The organism is Streptomyces sp. NBC_00335, assembly GCF_036127095.1.
GTDB lineage: Bacteria > Actinomycetota > Actinomycetes > Streptomycetales > Streptomycetaceae > Streptomyces.
The window spans coordinates 1,063,314-1,081,174 of record NZ_CP108006.1; the positions used below are offsets into that span (position 1 = coordinate 1,063,314).

Below are 17,861 nucleotides of genomic sequence, written 5' to 3' on the forward strand. Positions count from 1 at the left end.
CGGGAGGCTGTGTCATACCTCCAGCCTCCCCCGGTCCCGGTCCCGGCGCCCGCCGGGCAGGCCCCGCGGGCCCGGCAAGATCCGGAAGAGACCGCCTAGTCCCCCAGAGCGGCCGCGAGGCCGGAAGCGGGGCTGGCCAGGACTGGCACGGCGGTGGTGACCAGGGCCTGCGCGCCCGCCATGGACACCTGGGCGAGGACGATGACGTCCGCATCCGCGACCTCGTCCGCCGCGGCGGCCACGAGCCCGAGACACCCGGCCGCGTCGCCCGCCGCGAAGCGGTCCCAGGCCCCGTCGACCACGCGGGTACGGATCGACACCGGGCGGCCGGCCCTCCCGGCCTCCTCCTCCAGCAGCTCCACCGTCGGGGCCAGCGTCGACTCCACGGTGGCCAGTACGAGGATCCGCGGCCCGGTACGGACCGCGGCGGCCGCCAGCGGGCGGTCGACCCGGAGCACCGGCACGCCGAGCTCCCCGGCCAGCGACTCGCCGACGGCGCCGATCGAGGAGCAGGTGACCAGGACGGGCCCGCCGGAGCCCGCCAGCAGCTCCCGCACGGCCGGGGTCTGCGACGCGGGCCCCAGCACGCGGGCCCGATCCAGCAGCTCCGGCACCACCAGGTGGCGCAGGACGGCGCCCGGGTGGTGCCGGTCGCGCAGGGCGTCGAAGACCGGCACGTGCACGGGCGAGGTGTGCAGCAGGGTCAGGTCCGGCGCGGCGGGCGTCACCACAGGTCGGAGTCCGAGTCGAGCTGCGCCTTGGCGGCGGCCACCACCCCGGTCGGCGCCTCGGGCGCCTGCTCGGGGTGTTTGGCGGCCCAGCTCGCGGCATACGGGCAGAGCGGGACGACGGGCACGCCCTCGTCGGCCGCGATCCCGTAGAAGGTCTTCACCAGGTTCCCGGCGATCCCGCGGCCCTCGTGCCCCGGTTCGACGATGGTGTGGACCGCCACGAGGGCGTGGGGCGACTCGGCGAGCACGAAGTAGGCGATGTGCCCGACCACCGCCCCGTCCTCGACGGCCGACAGCCGCCCGGCCGCCCGGTCGTCCACGATCTTGATCGATTCGCTCGACCCGGTCTGCGACATCGTCCCGACTCCCCTCAGACAGCCACGGCGTGGGGGCTGCGCTTCTGGTCCGTTCCCGGAACCGGGGCGGACGGATCCACACCCAGCTCGATGATGCGATTGTCGCCGTCGACGTGAACGACGCGCGGCTCGAACACGCGCGCCTCGGCGTCCTCCATCTGCCCGTAGCTGATGAGGATGACCAGGTCACCGGGGTGCACGAGGTGCGCGGCGGCCCCGTTGATCCCGATGACCCCGGATCCGCGCTCGCCCCGGATGACGTAGGTCTCCAGCCGTGCCCCGTTGGTGATGTCCACGATGTGCACGAGCTCGCCGGGCAGCAGATCCGCCGCGTCGAGGAGATCGGCGTCGATGGTCACGGACCCGACGTAGTGCAGGTCGGCCTGGGTGACGGTGGCCCGGTGGATCTTGGACTTGAACATGGTGCGCAGCATGAACTCACTCCCGGTTTGTCTGCTCCCTGCCTGCTTCGCAGGTCAAGGGCGGTCTCCGCAGATTACAACCCATCGCGTGTCCGGTCAGCTCTTCCACGTCTGCTCATCCCACGCCTGCTCATCCCACGTCTGCTCTTCCCACGTCTGCTCTTCCCAGGACTCTCGGCGCCCTTCTCGCCCCACCGCCCGGGTCAGTGCCCGGCGGGTCCACCCGGAGGGAACCGGATGGACCGGCCGGGCCGGTGACGCGATCGGCTACGGAGATACCGGCGTGCCGCCGAAAGTGACGGCGAGCCGGCCGTCGGCGGCGAAGGACCAGTTCAGGGCGCCGGTGAAGGAGGAGCACCGCGATCCGTTGGAGCCGGACCAGAACTGGTTCGAGCTGTCGGCGTCGCCGATGGTCCTGTCGTTCGTGCCGCTGCCGCTGCGGCACGAGACGTTGTTGCGGAACACCGAAGTACCCGCATCGAAGGAGTAGTTGCGCTGAGCGTTGTCGATGCTGACGTTGGCCGACACCGACATGGTGCCGGGGTTGCTGTTGTACGTGAACCCGTGCTTGCCGTTGCGATAGGCGATGCTGCGCCGGACGACGTGGTCGACCTTGATGTCCTCTCCGCCGAGCTTGTAGCCGTTGCGGTCACCGTTGGAGTTCACGGTGCCGTCGGAGAGGGTGCCGTTGCCGTAGGCGAGGGAGTCCTCGATGGTGACCGGACCGATGGGGCCGGTGTCGGTCTTGGTGTAGAGGTCCCAGCCGTCGTCGATGTTGTTGTGGGCCACCGCGTAGCGGAAGACGTTCCCGGGACCGACGGTCAGCTTCGCCGCGAAGCCGTCGGCGTCCTCGCCGTCGGAATCGGCGTTGTCGTGCGACTCCGCGCTCAGCACGAGGTTGTTGGAGGGCCACTGGTCGCGCGGGGTGGTGGAGGCCATCCGCGAGAGCTGCAGCCCGGTGTCCCGGTTGAAGCGCGTCACCGTGCGCTCGAAGACGTTGTTGCTGCCGCCGACGAAGATCCCGTTGTCACCGGCTCGTTCGACCACGATGCCCTTGACGTGCCAGTACGACCCGTTCACGGCGAGCCCCCGGTTCGCCGGGTCCTCGGCCATGGCCGAGAAGTTCAGCACCGGCTGCTCACCGGGGTAGGCGGACAGCTGTGTGCGGGCGCTCGGCGTCCCGTTCCTGCCCTGCGGGATGGTGATCGTCTGGGAGTAGCGGTAGGTCCCGCCACGCAGGTAGATCGTTCCACCGGCAGGGACGCGGCTGATCGCCGAGGTGAGCGTGGTCGGGGCCGATTGCGTACCGTCCGCGCCATCGCTGCCGTTCGGCGCCACGTACAGCGCGGCGCCCGTCGGCGGCGGGGTGGTGTCGTCCACCTCGACGTCGAGGGAGTCGACGTTGGGCAGGCCCGCGGAGGCCGTGGGGCTGAGCCGGATGGTGTTGCTGCCCGACGCGAGGGGCAGCGCGAGCGTCTTCGTCGCCCATGTCGCCCAGGTGCCGGTGCTCTCGAACGAAGCGGATGCGGCCGCCGAGCCGTTCACCGTGACGGCCGCGGGCCTTGCGGTGGTGGTCCCGTTGGCGAAGCGGACCTTCAGCGTCGCGGTACCCGAGGTGGGGGCGTTCACCGTGAACTGAGCGTAGGAACCGACCGCGTTGGTCCCGTTGCAGAATCCGCTGCCGGAGTAGCCGGCCCAGTCGGAGTCGATGGTGCCGGTACAGAGCGCGGGCGAGGCCTCGGCCTCGTAGCGGACAGGGGCGGCTGTGGCCGTGCCACCGGGCAGCGCCACGAACGCGCCGACCGCCAGAGCGGCGCAGGCGAGTAAGGACAGGGGGGAGCTCGGTTTCATGGGGGGGGTCTCGTTCCTTCTCCGTGGTCGCCTGTATGCAGGCATGACAGTGCGGCTCTCGACCGAGAAACAGAAAGCGCTTGCTGCACAGGGGACGGCCGCGGGTGTTGACGAAAGTACCGAACGAGGCCGTTCAAGCGTCCCCTGCGCCTCTCCGCAGCCCCGTCACGGGGAATGGCATGCGGCGCGCTCGGTGAGATACAGAAAGCGCTTACTATCCTACGAAGACGTCATGTCCACGTCAATACCGGTGAACGGGTGCCGAGGGGCAGATCATGGATGCGTGGAGGCCGGGCAGGCCCTCTCGGGCTGCCCGGCCTCGTCGTACGCGGAGCCGTCTCCGGGCGGGGCGGCTGCTATTCGAGCAGCTCCGCGTACGAGCCCATGGCCAGGGCGATGTCCGCCTGGGCCCAGAACCGGTGGTACGTGAAGACGGGCGCGGCGCCGCCCGCGAGATAGGCCTCGATCTTCGGCCAGGCCGGGTCGTCCTGGTAGAAGGTGCGGATCGAGGCGAAGGTGGACGAGGGGTTCACCGTGTCGCCGTTCGGCATCGTGCCCGTCCACGCGCTGGGCACGTACACCGGGTTGGCGAAGCGGCTGTAGTCGGTCCGCGTCTCCTGGACGGCGACGCCCAGGGGGTCCTGGTGGTGGGCCCACATGCCGTCGAGGAGGGCCTTCGCGACCCGCTTGGCCTCGGCGTTGCCGGACTTCGCGGCGTAGTAGGTGAGGGTCTTGGCGTAGGCGGCGGCCACGCCCACGTCGTCGGTGTAGTCCGCGACGGTGACGTGCAGGCCCGAGTTGGCGCCGGGCGCCGACGCGTTCCAGGTGTCGGGGGCGCCGGACCACTTGAGGGTGGAGGGGATGCGGTAGGTGCCGTCGGGGTTGACCGTGGTCTTCGACAGGGCCCAGCCGACCCACTTGTCGAGCACGGTCTTGGCGGCGGCGTCCCCCGTCTGCTGGTACAGCTCGGCGACCCGCTCCATCGACCAGGCCTGGAACCCGAACCACTGGTTGGACGCCGGGTCCTGGTAGACGGGCTTCTCGTCGTAGAAGAGCCCGTGGAAGGTGGGGGTCCCGGCCGGGGGCTGCGCGTACCGCCCCTGCCAGCTGTTGGTCGCGCCGCCCGCGATGGCGCCCTCGTCGGACTGGAGCCAGCGGTAGAACTCCAGCTGCCGGTCGAGGCTGGTCGCCCAGTCCGCCGAGCCGGTCGCCGACTTGGGCTTCAGCGGGGCGTACTCGCTCAGCGCGTAGGCGGCGAGCGGGTTCTGGTAGCCGCCGTGGGCGTGGCTGGAGCCGATCCGCCAGGACCAGGCGGCCGCGGTGTCGGTGGCGCCGCCCCAGGCGTAGTACCAGGACATCAGGTAGTGCGCGCTGTCCTTGCCCGTGCCGGCGGGGCAGACGGTCGGGCCGACACAGTTCCCGGCCTTCTTGAAGTACTTGTCGAACATGGAGTACCGCAGGTAGTCGCCCATCTTGGCCGCCTTGGAGACGGTCCCGGTGACCTGGGACCCCTTCCCCTGCTGCTTGGCCCAGATGTCCGCCCAGTACGCGGCCTGGACGGCGCGCGCGTCGGCGTCCGGGGCGTTGGTGAACTTCCACTGCTTGGCGTAGGAGGAGTCCCCGGTGAAGAGGTCGAGGTAGCCGTTCCTGCCGCCGTAGGCGAACTTGTCGCAGGTGGGGTGCGGAACGGTCTCCCAGACCGACTCCTCGGGTCCGCGCTGGAAGGTGTTGATGTACGAGGGTCCGGTCGCGGTCGGTCCGGCGGAGCACTTTCCGGGCTCGTTGCCGAAGCCGTAGACGTTGTCGACGTCCTGGAGCCAGTGCATGCCGTAGATGTCGTCCGTGCCGTACGCGCTCTTCAGCTCGCCTGCGATCGGGTCCACGCCGGAGGCGACCCCTCCGTCGAGCTTGGCCGGGTACTGCGAGGGAAGGTCGTGCTCGGGGGCGTAGGTGGCGGGCTTGGAGGCGTTGTAGGCGCCGGTCGTGGGCTGGTCGGCATGGGTGGGGATCATGAACTTCTCCATGACGTCCCACGCGCCGTTGAACTTGGTCCAGTCTCCGGTGATCTTCCCGTACATCGCCTGCAGCCAGATCAGGTAGCTGTAGGCCTCCGAGGTGGTCTCGTGCCCCTGGTCCGGGGCCTCCACGATCAGCGTCTCGACGGAGTGGTACGGGATGCCCTCGGGCGAGAAGTAGCCGTTGGCCGGGTTGGTGATCTTCCCGTGGAGGTCGAGGAAGCGGGCGTCGTACGTGGAGTCGGCGGCCAACTGGGCCACCGTCACCTCGGTTGTGGTGTGACCCGGGGCCGTCGCGGTGAAGACGGCGGAGCCGCTGCCGGTGGCCCCGGCGGTGACGGTCACCTTCTGGGCGGTGTTCCAGTTGGCCGGGGTGAAGGTGAGCTCGGCGGGTGTCGCCGTGAGGTCGGTGTTGCCCGAGGCGCGGGCCACGCCCACCGTGACGTTCGCGGCCGGCTGCTTGGAGAGCTTCAGGTCGAAGGCGGCCGTCTCCCCCCGGCGTACGGAGAGCTGCGCGGGGGCCGCGACGAGGGCGGGGCCGGCGGCGACCGTGATGCCGACGGGAGCCGACTCGCCGGAGGCTCCGAGGCTGTCGTAGGCCTTGGCGTAGAGGGAGTGGGCGCCGGCGGCGAGGCCGGTGGCGCCGAGGGTGAAGGGCGCCGTGGTGTCCGTGCCCAGGAGCGTGGTGTCGCTGTAGAACTCGACCTTGCCCACGGTGGCGCCGTCGGCCGCCGCGGCGGTGGCGGCGAGCGGGACAGCGGCGCCCACCGTGTAGACGGCGCCGGGGGCGGGGCTGGTCAGCACGGCGACCGGGGGCTGGTGGGCTCCGGTGCACGGGGTGCCGTTGACCGCGAACGAGGAGGGGGCGGTGTTGGTCCCGCTGTAGCCGAACTGGGCGCCGGCCGTGACGGCCGCGCCTGCGGCGAGGGTCTTGCTCCAGTCCGGAGCCGCGACTCTGACGGTCTTGCCGGACTGGGTCCACGTGCCGTTCCAGCCGTTGGTGAGTTGCTGGTTGCCCGCGTAGTCGTAGGTCAGGGTCCACCCGTCGAGGGTCGTGGCGGACCGGTTGGTGAGGGTGAGCTCGGCGGTGAAGCCCGAACCCCAGTCGTTGGTCTTGTAGTCGACGCTGCACTGCACCGCCGCGGCCGCGGCGGTGGTGGCGCCGACGGCCGTGAGGCCCAGGGGGAGGGAAAGGGCGAGGGCGGTGGCCGATGCCGTCAGCAGTGTGCGACGGACGCGTGGCCTGGGTGGGGGATGTGCGGACATGCGGATGGTTCTCCTCGCGGCTCGGGGAGGGTGGGGGTGGGGGGCGTGCGAAGAGCGGGAGCACAAGTTCCGAATCAGTGGGAGCGCTCCCACTGTGCAGACCCTGCCCAGCTGCGTCAAGATGCGCGAAGAGTCGAAGGTATTCCTCCGAGGAATTTGCTCAACTGTCCGCTATTTGAAGACAGTTGAGTCCGTACGAAACCCCCGAGCCCGTCCGGGTTCCGTACGGCTCACGCGCTCCGCAGGGCGGCGACAAGGCCGCGCAAACGGTCGAGGCCCGCGAGCGGGACCAGGCCGAGGTGGTAGAGGTGTGCCTCGCTCAGGCCGGCGGCGACCAATCGGGCGGCCAGCGCGCCGAGGCCCTCCTCCTCCGCGGGCAGGGTCTCGGGACGGAAGTAGCCGCCGACGGCGGTGGCGGGTGGCGCCAGATCACGGAGGGCGGCAACCGCACCACCGCCGGGGCCGGAGACGGAGCCGTAGTCGGAGCCGGAGCCGGCCTCGGAGTCGACCGCCCAGCAGTTGGCGACCACCGCGTCGATGCCCTCGGCCACGGTCGGCCCGACGGGCGCGAAGGCCCCGGTGGCCCAGGGGGACGCGGAGCCGTGCAGGGTGACGCGGATGCCGGGCGCGGCGGTTCGCGCGGTGGCGACCAGTCGGGCGTGCAGGGCGGAGGCGGACGCGTCGGCGCCCGCGCGCAGCACGGCGGCCGTCTGCGCCCCCAGGGCTTCTTCGGGACTCTTCGGCGGCGACTGCGGCGGCCCGAGCGCCGCACGGACCTGAGCCGCGACGCGTTCGGGATCGAGGCCGGACGCCCGCTGGAGGCGCCGGCAGGAGGCGCAGAAGCACAGCGAGAGCAACTGGCGCTGGACGGTGGTCCACTGGGCGAACTCGGTCTTGTCGTGATGGCCTCCGTGATCCACTCCCAGCGGACCGGCGGCCTCCAGGATCAGACCGTCGGCCTCGCCGAGCAGGGCGACCTCGTGCACGAGGGTCGCGCAGTAGTCGGCGACCTGGGGTGCCTGCGGGCACAGGGCGTAGGGGTACGGCTCACCGAAGGCGTTGCGCCGCACGAGGTCCGGATTCTCGCGCCCCAGCACGCTGTTGTGGGTGAGGACGGTCCATGCGGCGACCCGCAGTCCCGCCGCGACGAGAGCCTTCCGGGCCACGGTGAAGGAGTCGGGTACGGTCCATCGGGGAACTCGGGGCACCAGCCTCATGCCCTGCCAGGCGGCGGGGCGGACCGGGAGGTAGCAGGCGGCGTGTTCGGCGTCCACCAGCCGGTGGCGCGGGTGGAGCGGGGTGGCGGCGCGGGTGCTGTGGTAGTTCGCGGCGACGGCCACGGTCTCCACGCCGGCCTCGCGCGCCCGCTCGGCCGCTGCGGGATCACCGGCGAAGTCCCAGGGATACGCGTATCCGGTCGCCGTCACCATCGGAACCTCACCGCCTGTGTGTGGATTCGGGAATGTTCAGACCTGTGAACTCCGGTCATGTCCATGAGCGTTGCGAACAGTAGGCACCTGCTCGAGACATCGTCAAGCACCGCCTCCGCCTGGGCGCCTACGGTTGGCGATCTCCGGGAACGCTCTTCCTCGCGTTCACGTATGTGACTACGTTCTCCGCATGGAGACCTCACACACGCCTACGCCCCGGATCATCCTGCTCACCGGTGCGGCCGGGGGCGTCGGCACCCTGATGCGCGAACTGCTGCCCGCCTACGGCTACCGGCTCCGCCTGCTCGACCTGGTACCGGTCGACGGCGCACCGGACGCGATCGTCGCCGACCTCGCCGACCGCGAGGCACTGCGGGAGGCCGTCCGGGGCGTCGACGCGGTCATTCACCTCGCGGGGATATCCCTGGAGTCCACCTTCGAAAAGGTAATGGCCGCCAACGTCACCGGCCTGCACCACCTCTACGAGGCGGCCCGCGAGGAGGGGGTGCGCCGCGTCGTCTTCGCCTCCAGCAACCACGCCGTCGGCTTCACCCCGCCGCCGAGCGGGGACGACCCGCTGATCCCCGTCGGCACCCCGCGCCGGCCGGACAGCTTCTACGGCTTGTCCAAGTGCTTCGGCGAGGATCTGGCCCAGCTCTACTGGGACCTGCACGGCATCGAGACCGTATCGGTGCGGGTCGGCTCCTGCTTCCCCGAGCCGACCACGGTCCGGATGCTGTCGATGTGGCTGAGCCCCGCCGACTGCGCACGGCTCCTCCATGCGGCACTCACCGCCGAGGACGTCGGGCACACGGTCGTCTACGGCTCCTCCGCCAACACCCGGCTGTGGTGGGACCTTTCCTCGGCGCGGTCCATCGGATACGAACCGCAGGACGATTCGGAGCGGTTCGCGCAGCGGCTCATCGCCCGGCAGGGAGTCCCGGGCGAGGACGACCCGGACGGCCTGTACCTGGGCGGCCGCTTCTGCACCGACCCGCCGCGCTGGCCGCACTGACGGCCCCGACCGCGCAGCAGGCGCGCGGCAAGCGCCTGGTAAGCACGTAGTAAGCACGTAGTAAGCACGTAGTAAGCACGTAGTAAGCGCTTTCCACGACTCGTGCGCGAAGCATTGACGAAACACCAACTGCGGCTTAGCTTCTCGTCATTGCTCTTCGTACATCATATATGAGACGCGATACACGAGATCTGAGAGTGCGTCATGGCCTTCGCCCCGAGCCCCATCCCGTCCCGCACCCAGTACGTCCTGGAGGCGATCAAGCACGACATCCTGACCGGAACCCTGAGTCCCGGTCAGGCCCTGGTCGAAACCGAACTCGCCGCCCACTTCGGGGTGTCCAAGACTCCGGTCCGCGAGGCGCTCAAGACCCTCGCGGGCACCGGGCTCGTCGTGGTCAGCCAGTACAAGGGCGTCACCGTGCGCATGGTCGACGCCGACATGGCCCGCGAGGTGTACGACGTACGACTGCTCCTGGAACCGGAGGCGGTCCGCCGCACGGTGGCCGCCCGCGCCCCGCTCGACGCGGCGCGCGAGGCGCTGCTGCGGGCCGCAGGAGCCGAGGACCCCGCGGAACGCTCGCTCGCCAACCGGGAGTTCCACCGGGCTCTCTACCTGCCCTGCGGCAACCCCCTGCTCGGCCGGATGCTCGACGAGGTCCGCGACCAGGCCGCCCTCGTTTCCACCGTCGCCTGGGCCGCCGTTCCTTCCTGGGAGCGCGAGGCCGCCGAACACGAGGAGATCCTGCGCCTCGCCGCCGCCGGTGACGCGGACCTGGCCGGCCGGGCCGTCCACGACCACATCGCCTCCTTCGTCCAGCGCGCCTTCCCCCAGGACGCCTTCCCCCAGGACAGCGAGTGACCATGACCTTCGAGACCCTGAGGACCGCACTCGCCGATGTCGTGGCCATCCCGGTCACGCCCTTCACCGCTGCGGGCGATCTGGACACCGGCGCGCACCGCGCGCTGCTTCGCCGCCTGATCGACGGCGGCGTGCGCACGCTCACCCCGAACGGGAACACCGGTGAGTTCTATGCCCTGACACCCGAAGAACGCTTGCGGGTGACGGAGTTGACCATCGAGGAGGCGGGCGGGAACGCCGCGGTCCTGGTCGGTGTGGGGCACGACGTGCCGACGGCGGTCGCGGCCGCCCGGCACGCACGCGCCTGCGGAGCACCGATGCTGATGGTGCACCAGCCCGTGCACCCGTACGTCTCCGAGGACGGCTGGGTCGACTACCACCGGGCCATCGCCGAGGCCGTGCCCGAACTCGGCATCGTCCCCTACATCCGCAATGCACAACTGAGCGGCGTGCGGCTCGCGGAGCTGGGCGACGCCTGCCCGAACGTGGTCGGAGTGAAGTACGCCGTCCCGGACGCGGCCCGGTTCGCCGGTTTCGCCCGTGACGCGGGGCTGGAGCGCTTCGTCTGGGTGGCGGGGCTCGCGGAACCGTACGCCCCTTCCTACTTCGCGGGAGGTGCGACGGGCTTCACCTCCGGCCTGGTCAACGTCTGTCCCGCGCTCTCCCTGGAGATGCTGTCCGCCCTGCGGGCCGGCGACTACCCGGCCGCCATGAAGGTGTGGGAGCGGATCCGCCGCTTCGAGGAGCTGCGGGCCGCCAACGGCAGCGCCGACAACGTCACCGTCGTCAAGGAGGCCCTCGCCTCGCTCGGTCTGTGCCGGCGCGACATCCGCCCGCCCAGCCGCGAGCTGCCCGTATCCGCGCGCGCCGAGGTTGCCGCGATAGCCGCCGGATGGCGGACATGAGCCTGCGACCCGACCAGTTGCGCAGCCACCAGTGGTACGGGACGGACGGACTGCGCTCGTTCAGCCACCGCGCCCGCACGCGCCAGCTCGGCTACCTCCCCGAGGAGCACATGGGCAAGCCGGTGGTGGCGATCCTCAACACCTGGTCCGACATCAATCCCTGCCACGTCCATCTCCGGGACCGCGCGCAGGCCGTGAAGCGGGGCGTGTGGCAAGCCGGTGGCTTCCCGCTCGAATTCCCGGTCTCCACTCTCTCCGAGACCTTCCAGAAGCCGACGCCGATGCTCTACCGCAACCTCCTCGCGATGGAGACGGAGGAGCTGCTGCGCTCCTATCCCGTCGACGGCGCGGTTCTCCTCGGCGGCTGCGACAAGTCGACACCGGCACTGCTGATGGGCGCGGCCTCGGTGGATCTGCCGACCGTCTTCGTGCCGGCCGGGCCCATGCTGCCGGGCCATTGGCGGGGCGAGACCCTCGGTTCCGGCACCGACATGTGGAAGTACTGGGACGACAAGCGGGCGGGCCTGATCGGCGACTGCGAAATGGCCGAACTGGAGAGCGGGCTGGCCCGCTCCCCCGGCCACTGCATGACGATGGGCACGGCCTCCACGCTCACCGCCGCCGCCGAGACCCTCGGAGTGACCGTGCCGGGCGCCTCCTCGATCCCGGCGGTCGACTCGGGCCACGACCGGATGGCGGCCGCCTCGGGGATGCGGATCGTGGAGCTCGTACGGCAGGACCGGCGACTGTCCGCGATCTTGAACCGGGAGGCGTACGAGGACGCGGTCGCCGCCGTCCTGGCGCTCGGCGGGTCGACGAACGCGGTCATCCACCTGATCGCCATGGCCGGCCGTTCGGGGGTGAAGCTCACGCTGGACGACTTCGACCGCATCGCGCGGACCGTTCCGGTGCTGGCCGACCTCCGCCCCGGCGGGCGGTTCCTCATGGAGGACTTCCACTTCGCCGGCGGCATGCCCGCCTTCCTCTCCCGGCTCACCGACGTGCTGCACCTCGACCGGCCGACCGTCTCCCACGACACGCTGCGGGAACAGCTCGACGGCGCCCGCGTGCACAACGACGAGGTGATCCGGGAGCGCGAACGGCCCCTCGCACCCGAGGGCGGGGTCGCGGTGCTGCGCGGGAACCTCTGCCCGGACGGCGCGGTCATCAAGCACATCGCCGCCGAGCCGCACCTGCTCAAGCACACGGGCCCGGCCGTGGTCTTCGACGACTACCGCACGATGCAGCGGACCATCGACGACCCGGCGCTCGAGATCACCGCGGACCATGTGCTCGTACTACGGGGCTCCGGGCCGAAGGGCGGCCCGGGGATGCCGGAGTACGGGATGCTGCCGATCCCCACGTACCTGCTGGAGCAGGGCGTACGGGACATGGTCCGGATCTCCGACGCCCGTATGAGCGGCACGAGTTACGGCGCGTGCGTGCTCCACGTGGCGCCCGAGTCGTACGTCGGCGGGCCGCTCGCCCTGGTTCGCACGGGCGACACCATCACCCTCGACGTCGAGACGCGCTCCCTTCATCTGCACGTCTCCGAGAACGAGTTGGCGCATCGGCGCGAGGCGTGGACCCCGCCGCCGGCCCGCTACGAGCGCGGCTACGGGGCGCTCTACACCGAGCAGATCACCCAGGCCGACACCGGATGCGACTTCGAGTTCCTGGCCCGGCCCGGGGCGACTCCCGATCCCTACGCGGGCTGATCCCTTCGCGCGAACCGGCGCGACCGGCGCGACCAGCCCGACCGGCCCGACCAGCGCCTCGGCCGCCTCCGCCGCGTCCGCCTGCCCGAAACACCGAGAACGGAGCCACCGTCATGGCCTCAGCTGTGACCCGCCGCACGGGAGCACCCCCCCGCCGACTGCCGTACCTGCTGATCGCCCCCGCCGCACTGCTGATGCTGGGCTTCATCGCCTATCCCGTGATCAGCGTCTTCTACTACAGCGTTCAGCACTACAACCCCACCAAGCCCTGGCGGAACGGCTTCGCCGGCTTCGACAACTTCGTGCGCATCTTCACCGACGACCCGCACTTCTGGGGGACGCTGATCTTCAGCGCGAAGTGGGTCGCCGTCGAGGTGAGCCTGCAGCTGCTGTTCGGCCTGGCGCTCGCGCTGATCGTCAACCAGACCTTCGCGGGCCGCGCCCTGGGTCGGGCGCTGGTGTTCTCCCCCTGGGCGGTCTCGGGAGTACTGACGTCGGCCATCTGGGTGCTGCTGTACAACTCCCAGACCGGCATCACCCGTTACCTCGCGGACATGGGGATCGGCGAGTACGGAACGTCCTGGCTGTCCGACACCTCCACGGTCTTCTCCGCGGTGGTCGTCGCCGATCTGTGGCGCGGCGTCCCCTTCTTCGCGATCCTCATCCTCGCCGACCTCCAGTCCGTACCGAAGGACCTGTACGAGGCCGCCGAGGTCGACGGGGCCGGCCGGCTGCGGCAGTTCCTCCACATCACGCTTCCGCACCTCAAGGACGCGATCATCCTGTCCACCCTGCTGCGGGCGGTGTGGGAGTTCAACAACGTGGATCTCCTCTACACGCTCACCGGCGGCGGCCCCGCGGGCGAGACGACCACGCTGCCCCTCTACATCGCCAACACCAGTGTCGATGCCCACAACTTCGGATACGCCTCCGCCCTCACGACGGTGGCGTTCACCATCCTTCTCTTCTGCTCGATGGTCTATCTGCGCCTGAGCAAGTTCGGAGGCGACAGCAAATGAGACGGCGTCGCGCCTGGGACGAGGTCCCCCGGTGGCAGATCTACCTGCCGCTCGGCATCTATCTTCTCTTCACCCTGATCCCCTTCTACTGGATCCTGCTCTTCGCCCTGCGGCCGGCGGGCTCCACCTCACTGGTGCCGTGGCCCATGACCACCGAGCACTTCGAGAAGGTGTGGACCGAGCGGGGCTTCGCCACCTTCTTCCAGAACAGCCTGCTCATCGGCCTCGCGACCCTGGTGATGACCACGGTGATCGCGCTCGCCGGGGGCTACGCGCTGGCCCGCTTCGACTTCCGGATCAAGAAGGGCTTCATGCTGGCCCTGCTGTGCTCCCAGTTCATGCCGGGGGCGCTGCTGCTCGTACCGTTGTTCCAGACCTTCGCGAGTCTGCGCATGATCAACTCGCTGGGCAGCGTCATCATCGCGGAGACCGTCTTCCAGCTCCCCTTGTCCATGATCCTCATCAGCGGCTTCATCAAGAACGTGCCGTACTCGCTGGAGGAGGCGGCCTGGGTGGACGGCTGCAACCGCTTCGGCGCGTTCCGCATCGTCGTCCTGCCGCTCCTGCGGCCCGGTCTGGTCGCCGTCGGCTCGTTCGCCTTCGTCCACGCCTGGAACCACTTCCTCTTCGCGCTGATGTTCCTCAGCAGCCAGGACAAGCAGACCATCCCGGTCGGCCTGAACACCCTGATGGGCGCGGACAGTGTCGACCTCGGCGCCCTCGCCGCGGGTGGGGTGATCGCGGCGGTGCCCGTCGTGATCGTGTTCGCCTTCATCCAGAGGTGGCTGGTCACCGGCTTCAGCGCAGGGGCGGTGAAGGGATGAGCAACGCCTCCGGCACCCCACGCACCCCCGTGCCCGTGGTCCTGGCGGGTGCGCGCGGCCACGGCCGTTCGCACCTGCGGGGCATCCGCCGGCTCGAACACCTCGGCCTGGTCCGCCTCGTCGGCGTATGCGAGCTGCGGCCGCTCGACGCCGGCGAGTTGGAGGGGTTCGGCGCCCCGGAGCAGTCCTCGGACCTCGACTCGCTGCTGGCCTCGACCGGGGCCGGGATCGCCGTGCTCTGTACGCCGATCCAGACCCACACCGATCTGGCCCTGACCGCCGCCCGCCACGGCGCACACATCCTCCTGGAGAAGCCCCCTGCACCGTCGTACGCGGAGTTCCGCCGGATGGCGGACGCGGTCGCGGAGGCCGGCGTGTCCTGCCAGATCGGCTTCCAGTCCCTCGGATCGCATGCCGTTGCCGCCATCAGGCGGCTCATCGAGGAGGGTGAGATAGGCGAACTCCTCGGAGTCGGCGCGGCCGGGGCGTGGGTCCGTGACGAGGCGTACTTCCAGCGCGCGCCCTGGGCCGGCCGCCGGCGCCTGGACGGCGTCGACGTCGTCGACGGGGCCCTGACCAACCCGCTGGCCCACGCCGTCGCCACCACGCTGGCCCTCGCCGGCAGTACGCGGGCCGAGGACGTCGAGGCGATCGAGGCCGAACTCCTGCGCGCCAACGCCATCGAGTCCGACGACACCTCCTGCGTCCGGATCGTGACCTCGGCAGGCACCCGGCTCACCGTCGCGGCGACCCTGTGCGCCGAGACGGACTCCGAGCCGTACGTGGTGGTCCACGGCAGCCGGGGCCGCATCACCTTCTGGTACCGGCAGGACCGGGTGCTGCTCCAGCGGGCCGGGCACGGGCCGGAGGAGAGCGTCCACGGGCGGACCGATCTCCTGGAGAACCTCGTCGGCCATGTGACGGACGGCGAGGGACTGTACGTACCGCCCGAGGAGACCGGCGCGTTCATGCGGGTCGTGGAGGCGATCCGGCTGGCGCCCGACCCCGTGGCGCTGCCGGACGCGTACTGGCGCACCGAGGCGGGCCGGGCCGCGCCGCGCCGGGTCGTCGACGGGATCGACGCACTCGTCGACAGGAGTGCCCACGCGCTCGGCCTCTACTCCGAGCTGGGCGCCCCCTGGACGCTGCCGACCGGGGCGGGGACCCGATGAACGTGCCCCTCGTCCTGCGCCGCGCCGGCCGCCCGGTGGCGCGTTACACGACCACCCCGGACCTGGCGCCGGACCACTCCCCCCGGCCCTACCTGCATCCGGTCACCACTCTGACGGGGGTCCCCGTCACCGAGCTGATGCCGGAGGACCACCCGCACCACCTCGGCGCGGGCGTGGCCGTGCCCGATGTGGCGGGCCACAACTTCTGGGGCGGGCGCACCTTCGTACGCGACCGGGGACCGACCGCGCTCGACAACCACGGCGTGCAGCGGCACGACGGCTTCAGCCGCCTCGACCAGGACGGCTTCGTGGAGGAGCTGAGCTGGACGGCCGGGGGCCGGGTGCTCCTGCGCGAACGCCGGACCGTGGTGACGGCGGCACTGAGCGACTCGGCCTGGGCCCTGGACTTCACCTTCTCGCTCACCGAGGCGTCGGGCCAGGACCTTTCCTTCGGCAGCCCGGCCACCAACGGACGCCCGGGCGCCGCCTACGGGGGCTTCTTCTGGCGCGCCCCCAAAGAGGCGGCGGCCCCGGTCGTCTTCAGTGCGGACGCGGACGGCGAGGAGGCCGCGCACGGCTCCCGTGCCGACTGGGTCGCGCTGGCCGGCCGGGGCTGGACCCTGGTCTTCGCCGGAGCGACCGAGGAGACCCGGCGCGATCCGTGGTTCCTGCGCGCCGCCGAGTATCCGGGCGTGGGTTCCTCCCTCGCCCCCGGCCGGCGGCTGGCCGTCGCGGCCGGAGCGAGCGTCGTACGGCGGGTGGTCACCGTGGTGGCCGACGGCCGCCTGGGGCGGGCAGAGGCCGCGGCGCTGGTGCGCAAGGCGGTCGCGGCATGAGCCGCACCGCGCCCCGGCCGTGATCGCCCCGCTCCGCATCACCCTGTCCCCCTTCGCACATCCCCGAGAGACCCCGAGAGAAGAGAGTCGACGATGACCGGTTTCCGTCAAGGACGACGCAGAGCTGTCTGCGCCCTCGCCCTGACCAGCGTGCTCGCCCTGACCGTCACCGCCTGCGGAGACGACGGCAGCGGCGCCGCGGGTGACAAGGGCGGCGAGGGTTCGGGCAAGGGCGAGATCACCTTCTGGGACAACAACGGCGGTGTCCGCACCGACGTCTGGAAGGTGATCATCGCCGACTTCGAGAAGCAGAACCCCGGGATCAAGGTGAACTACGTCGGAATCGCCTCGACGGAGGTGCAGTCCAAGTACGACACGGCCATTCAGGGCGGAGGCCTGCCGGACGTCGGCGGCGTCGGAGCGGCGATGCTCGCCGGGATCGCCGTGCAGAACGCCTTGGAGCCGCTCGACGCACGCGTCGACGGCAGCGCGCTCAAGGGCAAGCTCAACGCGGGGATGGTCGAGAGCGTGAAGTCGGCGGGGGGCAAGGACAAGCTCTTCACCGTTCCCACCTCCGCCAGCAACGGTGTGCTCTACTACCGCACCGACTTGTTCGCTGCGGCCGGCCTGCCGACGCCCGACACCTGGTCCGCGTTCTACGCGGCGGCCGACAAGCTGACCCGGAAGGACGCGAACAAGTTCGGCTACACCATCCGCGGCGGTGCGGGATCCATCGCCCAGGCGCTGGACGCCATGTACGGCCAGAGCGGGGTCACCGGCTTCTGGGACGGTGACAAGACCACGGTCAACGACCCCAAGAACGTTGCCGCGTTGGAGAAGTACGTGGGGCTGTTCAAGAACAACACCCCTGCGGCCGACGTCAACAACGACTTCACCAAGATGGTCGCCCAGTGGGACAGCGGCGAGATCGGCATGGTGAGCCACAACCTGGGCTCGTACAAGGACCATGTGAAGGCGCTCGGTACGGAGAAGTTCCGGGGCGTCCCGAACCCGACCACCGACGACGGCACCCGTGTGCAGGTCTCCCACCCGGTCGACGGTCTCGCCCTCTTCTCGTCGAGCAAGAACAAGTCGGCTGCCTGGAAGTTCATCGAGTTCGCCGCCTCGCACGCCTCCAACAGCAAGTGGAACGAGTCGGCGGGCGCCATCCCGGCCAACACCGAGGCGGCCCAGGACCCCTGGATCCAGAAGGCCGAGCCGACCAAGCTCGCCGCCGAGGCCCTCTTCAGCGGCAAGGCCACGATCGTGCAGCTGCCGTACTACCTGCCCGACTGGAACACCATTTCCAAGGCCGACAACGAGCCCGCCTTCCAGAAGGTCCTGCTCGGCAAGTCCACGTCGAAGGATTTCCTGGACAGCCTCGCCGAGCAGCTGAACACGGCGCAGGCCGAGTGGAAGACCCAGAAGAATTGAATCCTC

At 70.4% G+C, this 17,861-nt stretch carries 15 protein-coding genes; 9 read left to right on the top strand and 6 right to left on the bottom strand.

Annotated features, from left to right (window positions below; genetic code table 11):
• Window positions 1-95 precede the first annotated feature (95 nt).
• The 6 genes from OHA37_RS04915 to OHA37_RS04940 form a co-directional block, all read right to left on the bottom strand.
• A complete protein-coding gene (locus OHA37_RS04915) occupies window positions 96-731 on the bottom strand; it encodes an arylsulfatase (RefSeq protein ID WP_266902827.1) in 636 nt (211 codons plus the stop codon).
• Window positions 725-1,087 (bottom strand): GNAT family N-acetyltransferase, encoded by a 363-nt coding sequence (locus OHA37_RS04920; RefSeq protein WP_266902829.1) that lies wholly within the window; start codon window positions 1,085-1,087, stop codon window positions 725-727. The genes OHA37_RS04915 and OHA37_RS04920 overlap by 7 nt, the downstream gene beginning before the upstream one ends.
• A 14-nt stretch (window positions 1,088-1,101) precedes the next feature.
• Window positions 1,102-1,521 (bottom strand): aspartate 1-decarboxylase, encoded by a 420-nt coding sequence (gene panD, locus OHA37_RS04925; RefSeq protein ID WP_266902831.1) that lies wholly within the window; start codon window positions 1,519-1,521, stop codon window positions 1,102-1,104.
• A gap of 255 nt (window positions 1,522-1,776) precedes the next feature.
• The gene (locus tag OHA37_RS04930) at window positions 1,777-3,360 is read right to left on the bottom strand and encodes a carbohydrate-binding protein (RefSeq protein ID WP_266902833.1); all 1,584 of its coding nucleotides are present in this window, start codon (window positions 3,358-3,360) and stop codon (window positions 1,777-1,779) included.
• 356 nt (window positions 3,361-3,716) lie between these two features.
• Window positions 3,717-6,641, bottom strand: a complete 2,925-nt coding sequence (locus OHA37_RS04935; RefSeq protein WP_266902835.1) for a glycoside hydrolase family 48 protein — start codon at window positions 6,639-6,641, stop codon at window positions 3,717-3,719.
• Between the two features lie 230 nt (window positions 6,642-6,871).
• On the bottom strand, window positions 6,872-8,071 hold the full coding sequence (locus tag OHA37_RS04940; RefSeq protein ID WP_266902837.1) for a hypothetical protein: 1,200 nt from the start codon (window positions 8,069-8,071) through the stop codon (window positions 6,872-6,874).
• A gap of 190 nt (window positions 8,072-8,261) precedes the next feature.
• Between OHA37_RS04940 and OHA37_RS04945 the strand changes: the two genes are divergently transcribed.
• The 9 genes from OHA37_RS04945 (at window position 8,262) to OHA37_RS04985 (ending at window position 17,855) form a co-directional block, all read left to right on the top strand.
• Complete coding sequence (locus OHA37_RS04945; RefSeq protein WP_266902839.1) at window positions 8,262-9,086, top strand: NAD-dependent epimerase/dehydratase family protein; 825 nt, start codon at window positions 8,262-8,264, stop codon at window positions 9,084-9,086.
• A 204-nt stretch (window positions 9,087-9,290) separates the two neighbouring features.
• On the top strand, window positions 9,291-9,947 hold the full coding sequence (locus OHA37_RS04950; RefSeq protein WP_266902841.1) for a GntR family transcriptional regulator: 657 nt from the start codon (window positions 9,291-9,293) through the stop codon (window positions 9,945-9,947).
• Between the two features lie 2 nt (window positions 9,948-9,949).
• Window positions 9,950-10,852, top strand: a complete 903-nt coding sequence (locus OHA37_RS04955; RefSeq protein ID WP_266902843.1) for a dihydrodipicolinate synthase family protein — start codon at window positions 9,950-9,952, stop codon at window positions 10,850-10,852.
• A complete protein-coding gene (gene araD / locus OHA37_RS04960) occupies window positions 10,849-12,570 on the top strand; it encodes an L-arabinonate dehydratase (protein ID WP_266902845.1) in 1,722 nt (573 codons plus the stop codon). The genes OHA37_RS04955 and araD overlap by 4 nt, the downstream gene beginning before the upstream one ends.
• A 113-nt stretch (window positions 12,571-12,683) precedes the next feature.
• Window positions 12,684-13,589, top strand: a complete 906-nt coding sequence (locus tag OHA37_RS04965) for a carbohydrate ABC transporter permease (protein WP_266902847.1) — start codon at window positions 12,684-12,686, stop codon at window positions 13,587-13,589.
• Entirely contained in the window at window positions 13,586-14,413 is an 828-nt protein-coding gene (locus OHA37_RS04970) for a carbohydrate ABC transporter permease (RefSeq protein WP_266902849.1), read from the top strand. The genes OHA37_RS04965 and OHA37_RS04970 overlap by 4 nt, the downstream gene beginning before the upstream one ends.
• Window positions 14,410-15,585: a Gfo/Idh/MocA family protein gene (locus OHA37_RS04975; protein ID WP_266902851.1), complete on the top strand. Its 1,176-nt coding sequence runs from the start codon at window positions 14,410-14,412 to the stop codon at window positions 15,583-15,585. Before OHA37_RS04970 ends, OHA37_RS04975 begins: the two co-directional genes overlap by 4 nt.
• The gene (locus OHA37_RS04980; RefSeq protein WP_266902853.1) at window positions 15,582-16,421 is read left to right on the top strand and encodes a PmoA family protein; all 840 of its coding nucleotides are present in this window, start codon (window positions 15,582-15,584) and stop codon (window positions 16,419-16,421) included. Before OHA37_RS04975 ends, OHA37_RS04980 begins: the two co-directional genes overlap by 4 nt.
• Window positions 16,422-16,514: 93 nt before the next feature.
• Window positions 16,515-17,855: an ABC transporter substrate-binding protein gene (locus tag OHA37_RS04985; RefSeq protein ID WP_266902855.1), complete on the top strand. Its 1,341-nt coding sequence runs from the start codon at window positions 16,515-16,517 to the stop codon at window positions 17,853-17,855.
• The last annotated feature ends 6 nt before the right edge of the window (window positions 17,856-17,861 follow it).

Coding starts and splice junctions, on each gene's coding strand:
- OHA37_RS04965 (WP_266902847.1), top strand. CDS start 12,684: ATGGCCTCAGCTGTGACCCGCCGCACGGGAGCACCCCCCCGCCGACTG.
- OHA37_RS04920 (WP_266902829.1), bottom strand. CDS start 1,087: ATGTCGCAGACCGGGTCGAGCGAATCGATCAAGATCGTGGACGACCGG.
- OHA37_RS04970 (WP_266902849.1), top strand. CDS start 13,586: ATGAGACGGCGTCGCGCCTGGGACGAGGTCCCCCGGTGGCAGATCTAC.
- OHA37_RS04940 (WP_266902837.1), bottom strand. CDS start 8,071: ATGGTGACGGCGACCGGATACGCGTATCCCTGGGACTTCGCCGGTGAT.
- OHA37_RS04945 (WP_266902839.1), top strand. CDS start 8,262: ATGGAGACCTCACACACGCCTACGCCCCGGATCATCCTGCTCACCGGT.
- OHA37_RS04930 (WP_266902833.1), bottom strand. CDS start 3,360: ATGAAACCGAGCTCCCCCCTGTCCTTACTCGCCTGCGCCGCTCTGGCG.
- OHA37_RS04950 (WP_266902841.1), top strand. CDS start 9,291: ATGGCCTTCGCCCCGAGCCCCATCCCGTCCCGCACCCAGTACGTCCTG.
- panD (WP_266902831.1), bottom strand. CDS start 1,521: ATGCTGCGCACCATGTTCAAGTCCAAGATCCACCGGGCCACCGTCACC.
- OHA37_RS04955 (WP_266902843.1), top strand. CDS start 9,950: ATGACCTTCGAGACCCTGAGGACCGCACTCGCCGATGTCGTGGCCATC.
- OHA37_RS04935 (WP_266902835.1), bottom strand. CDS start 6,641: ATGTCCGCACATCCCCCACCCAGGCCACGCGTCCGTCGCACACTGCTG.
- OHA37_RS04975 (WP_266902851.1), top strand. CDS start 14,410: ATGAGCAACGCCTCCGGCACCCCACGCACCCCCGTGCCCGTGGTCCTG.
- OHA37_RS04985 (WP_266902855.1), top strand. CDS start 16,515: ATGACCGGTTTCCGTCAAGGACGACGCAGAGCTGTCTGCGCCCTCGCC.
- OHA37_RS04980 (WP_266902853.1), top strand. CDS start 15,582: ATGAACGTGCCCCTCGTCCTGCGCCGCGCCGGCCGCCCGGTGGCGCGT.
- araD (WP_266902845.1), top strand. CDS start 10,849: ATGAGCCTGCGACCCGACCAGTTGCGCAGCCACCAGTGGTACGGGACG.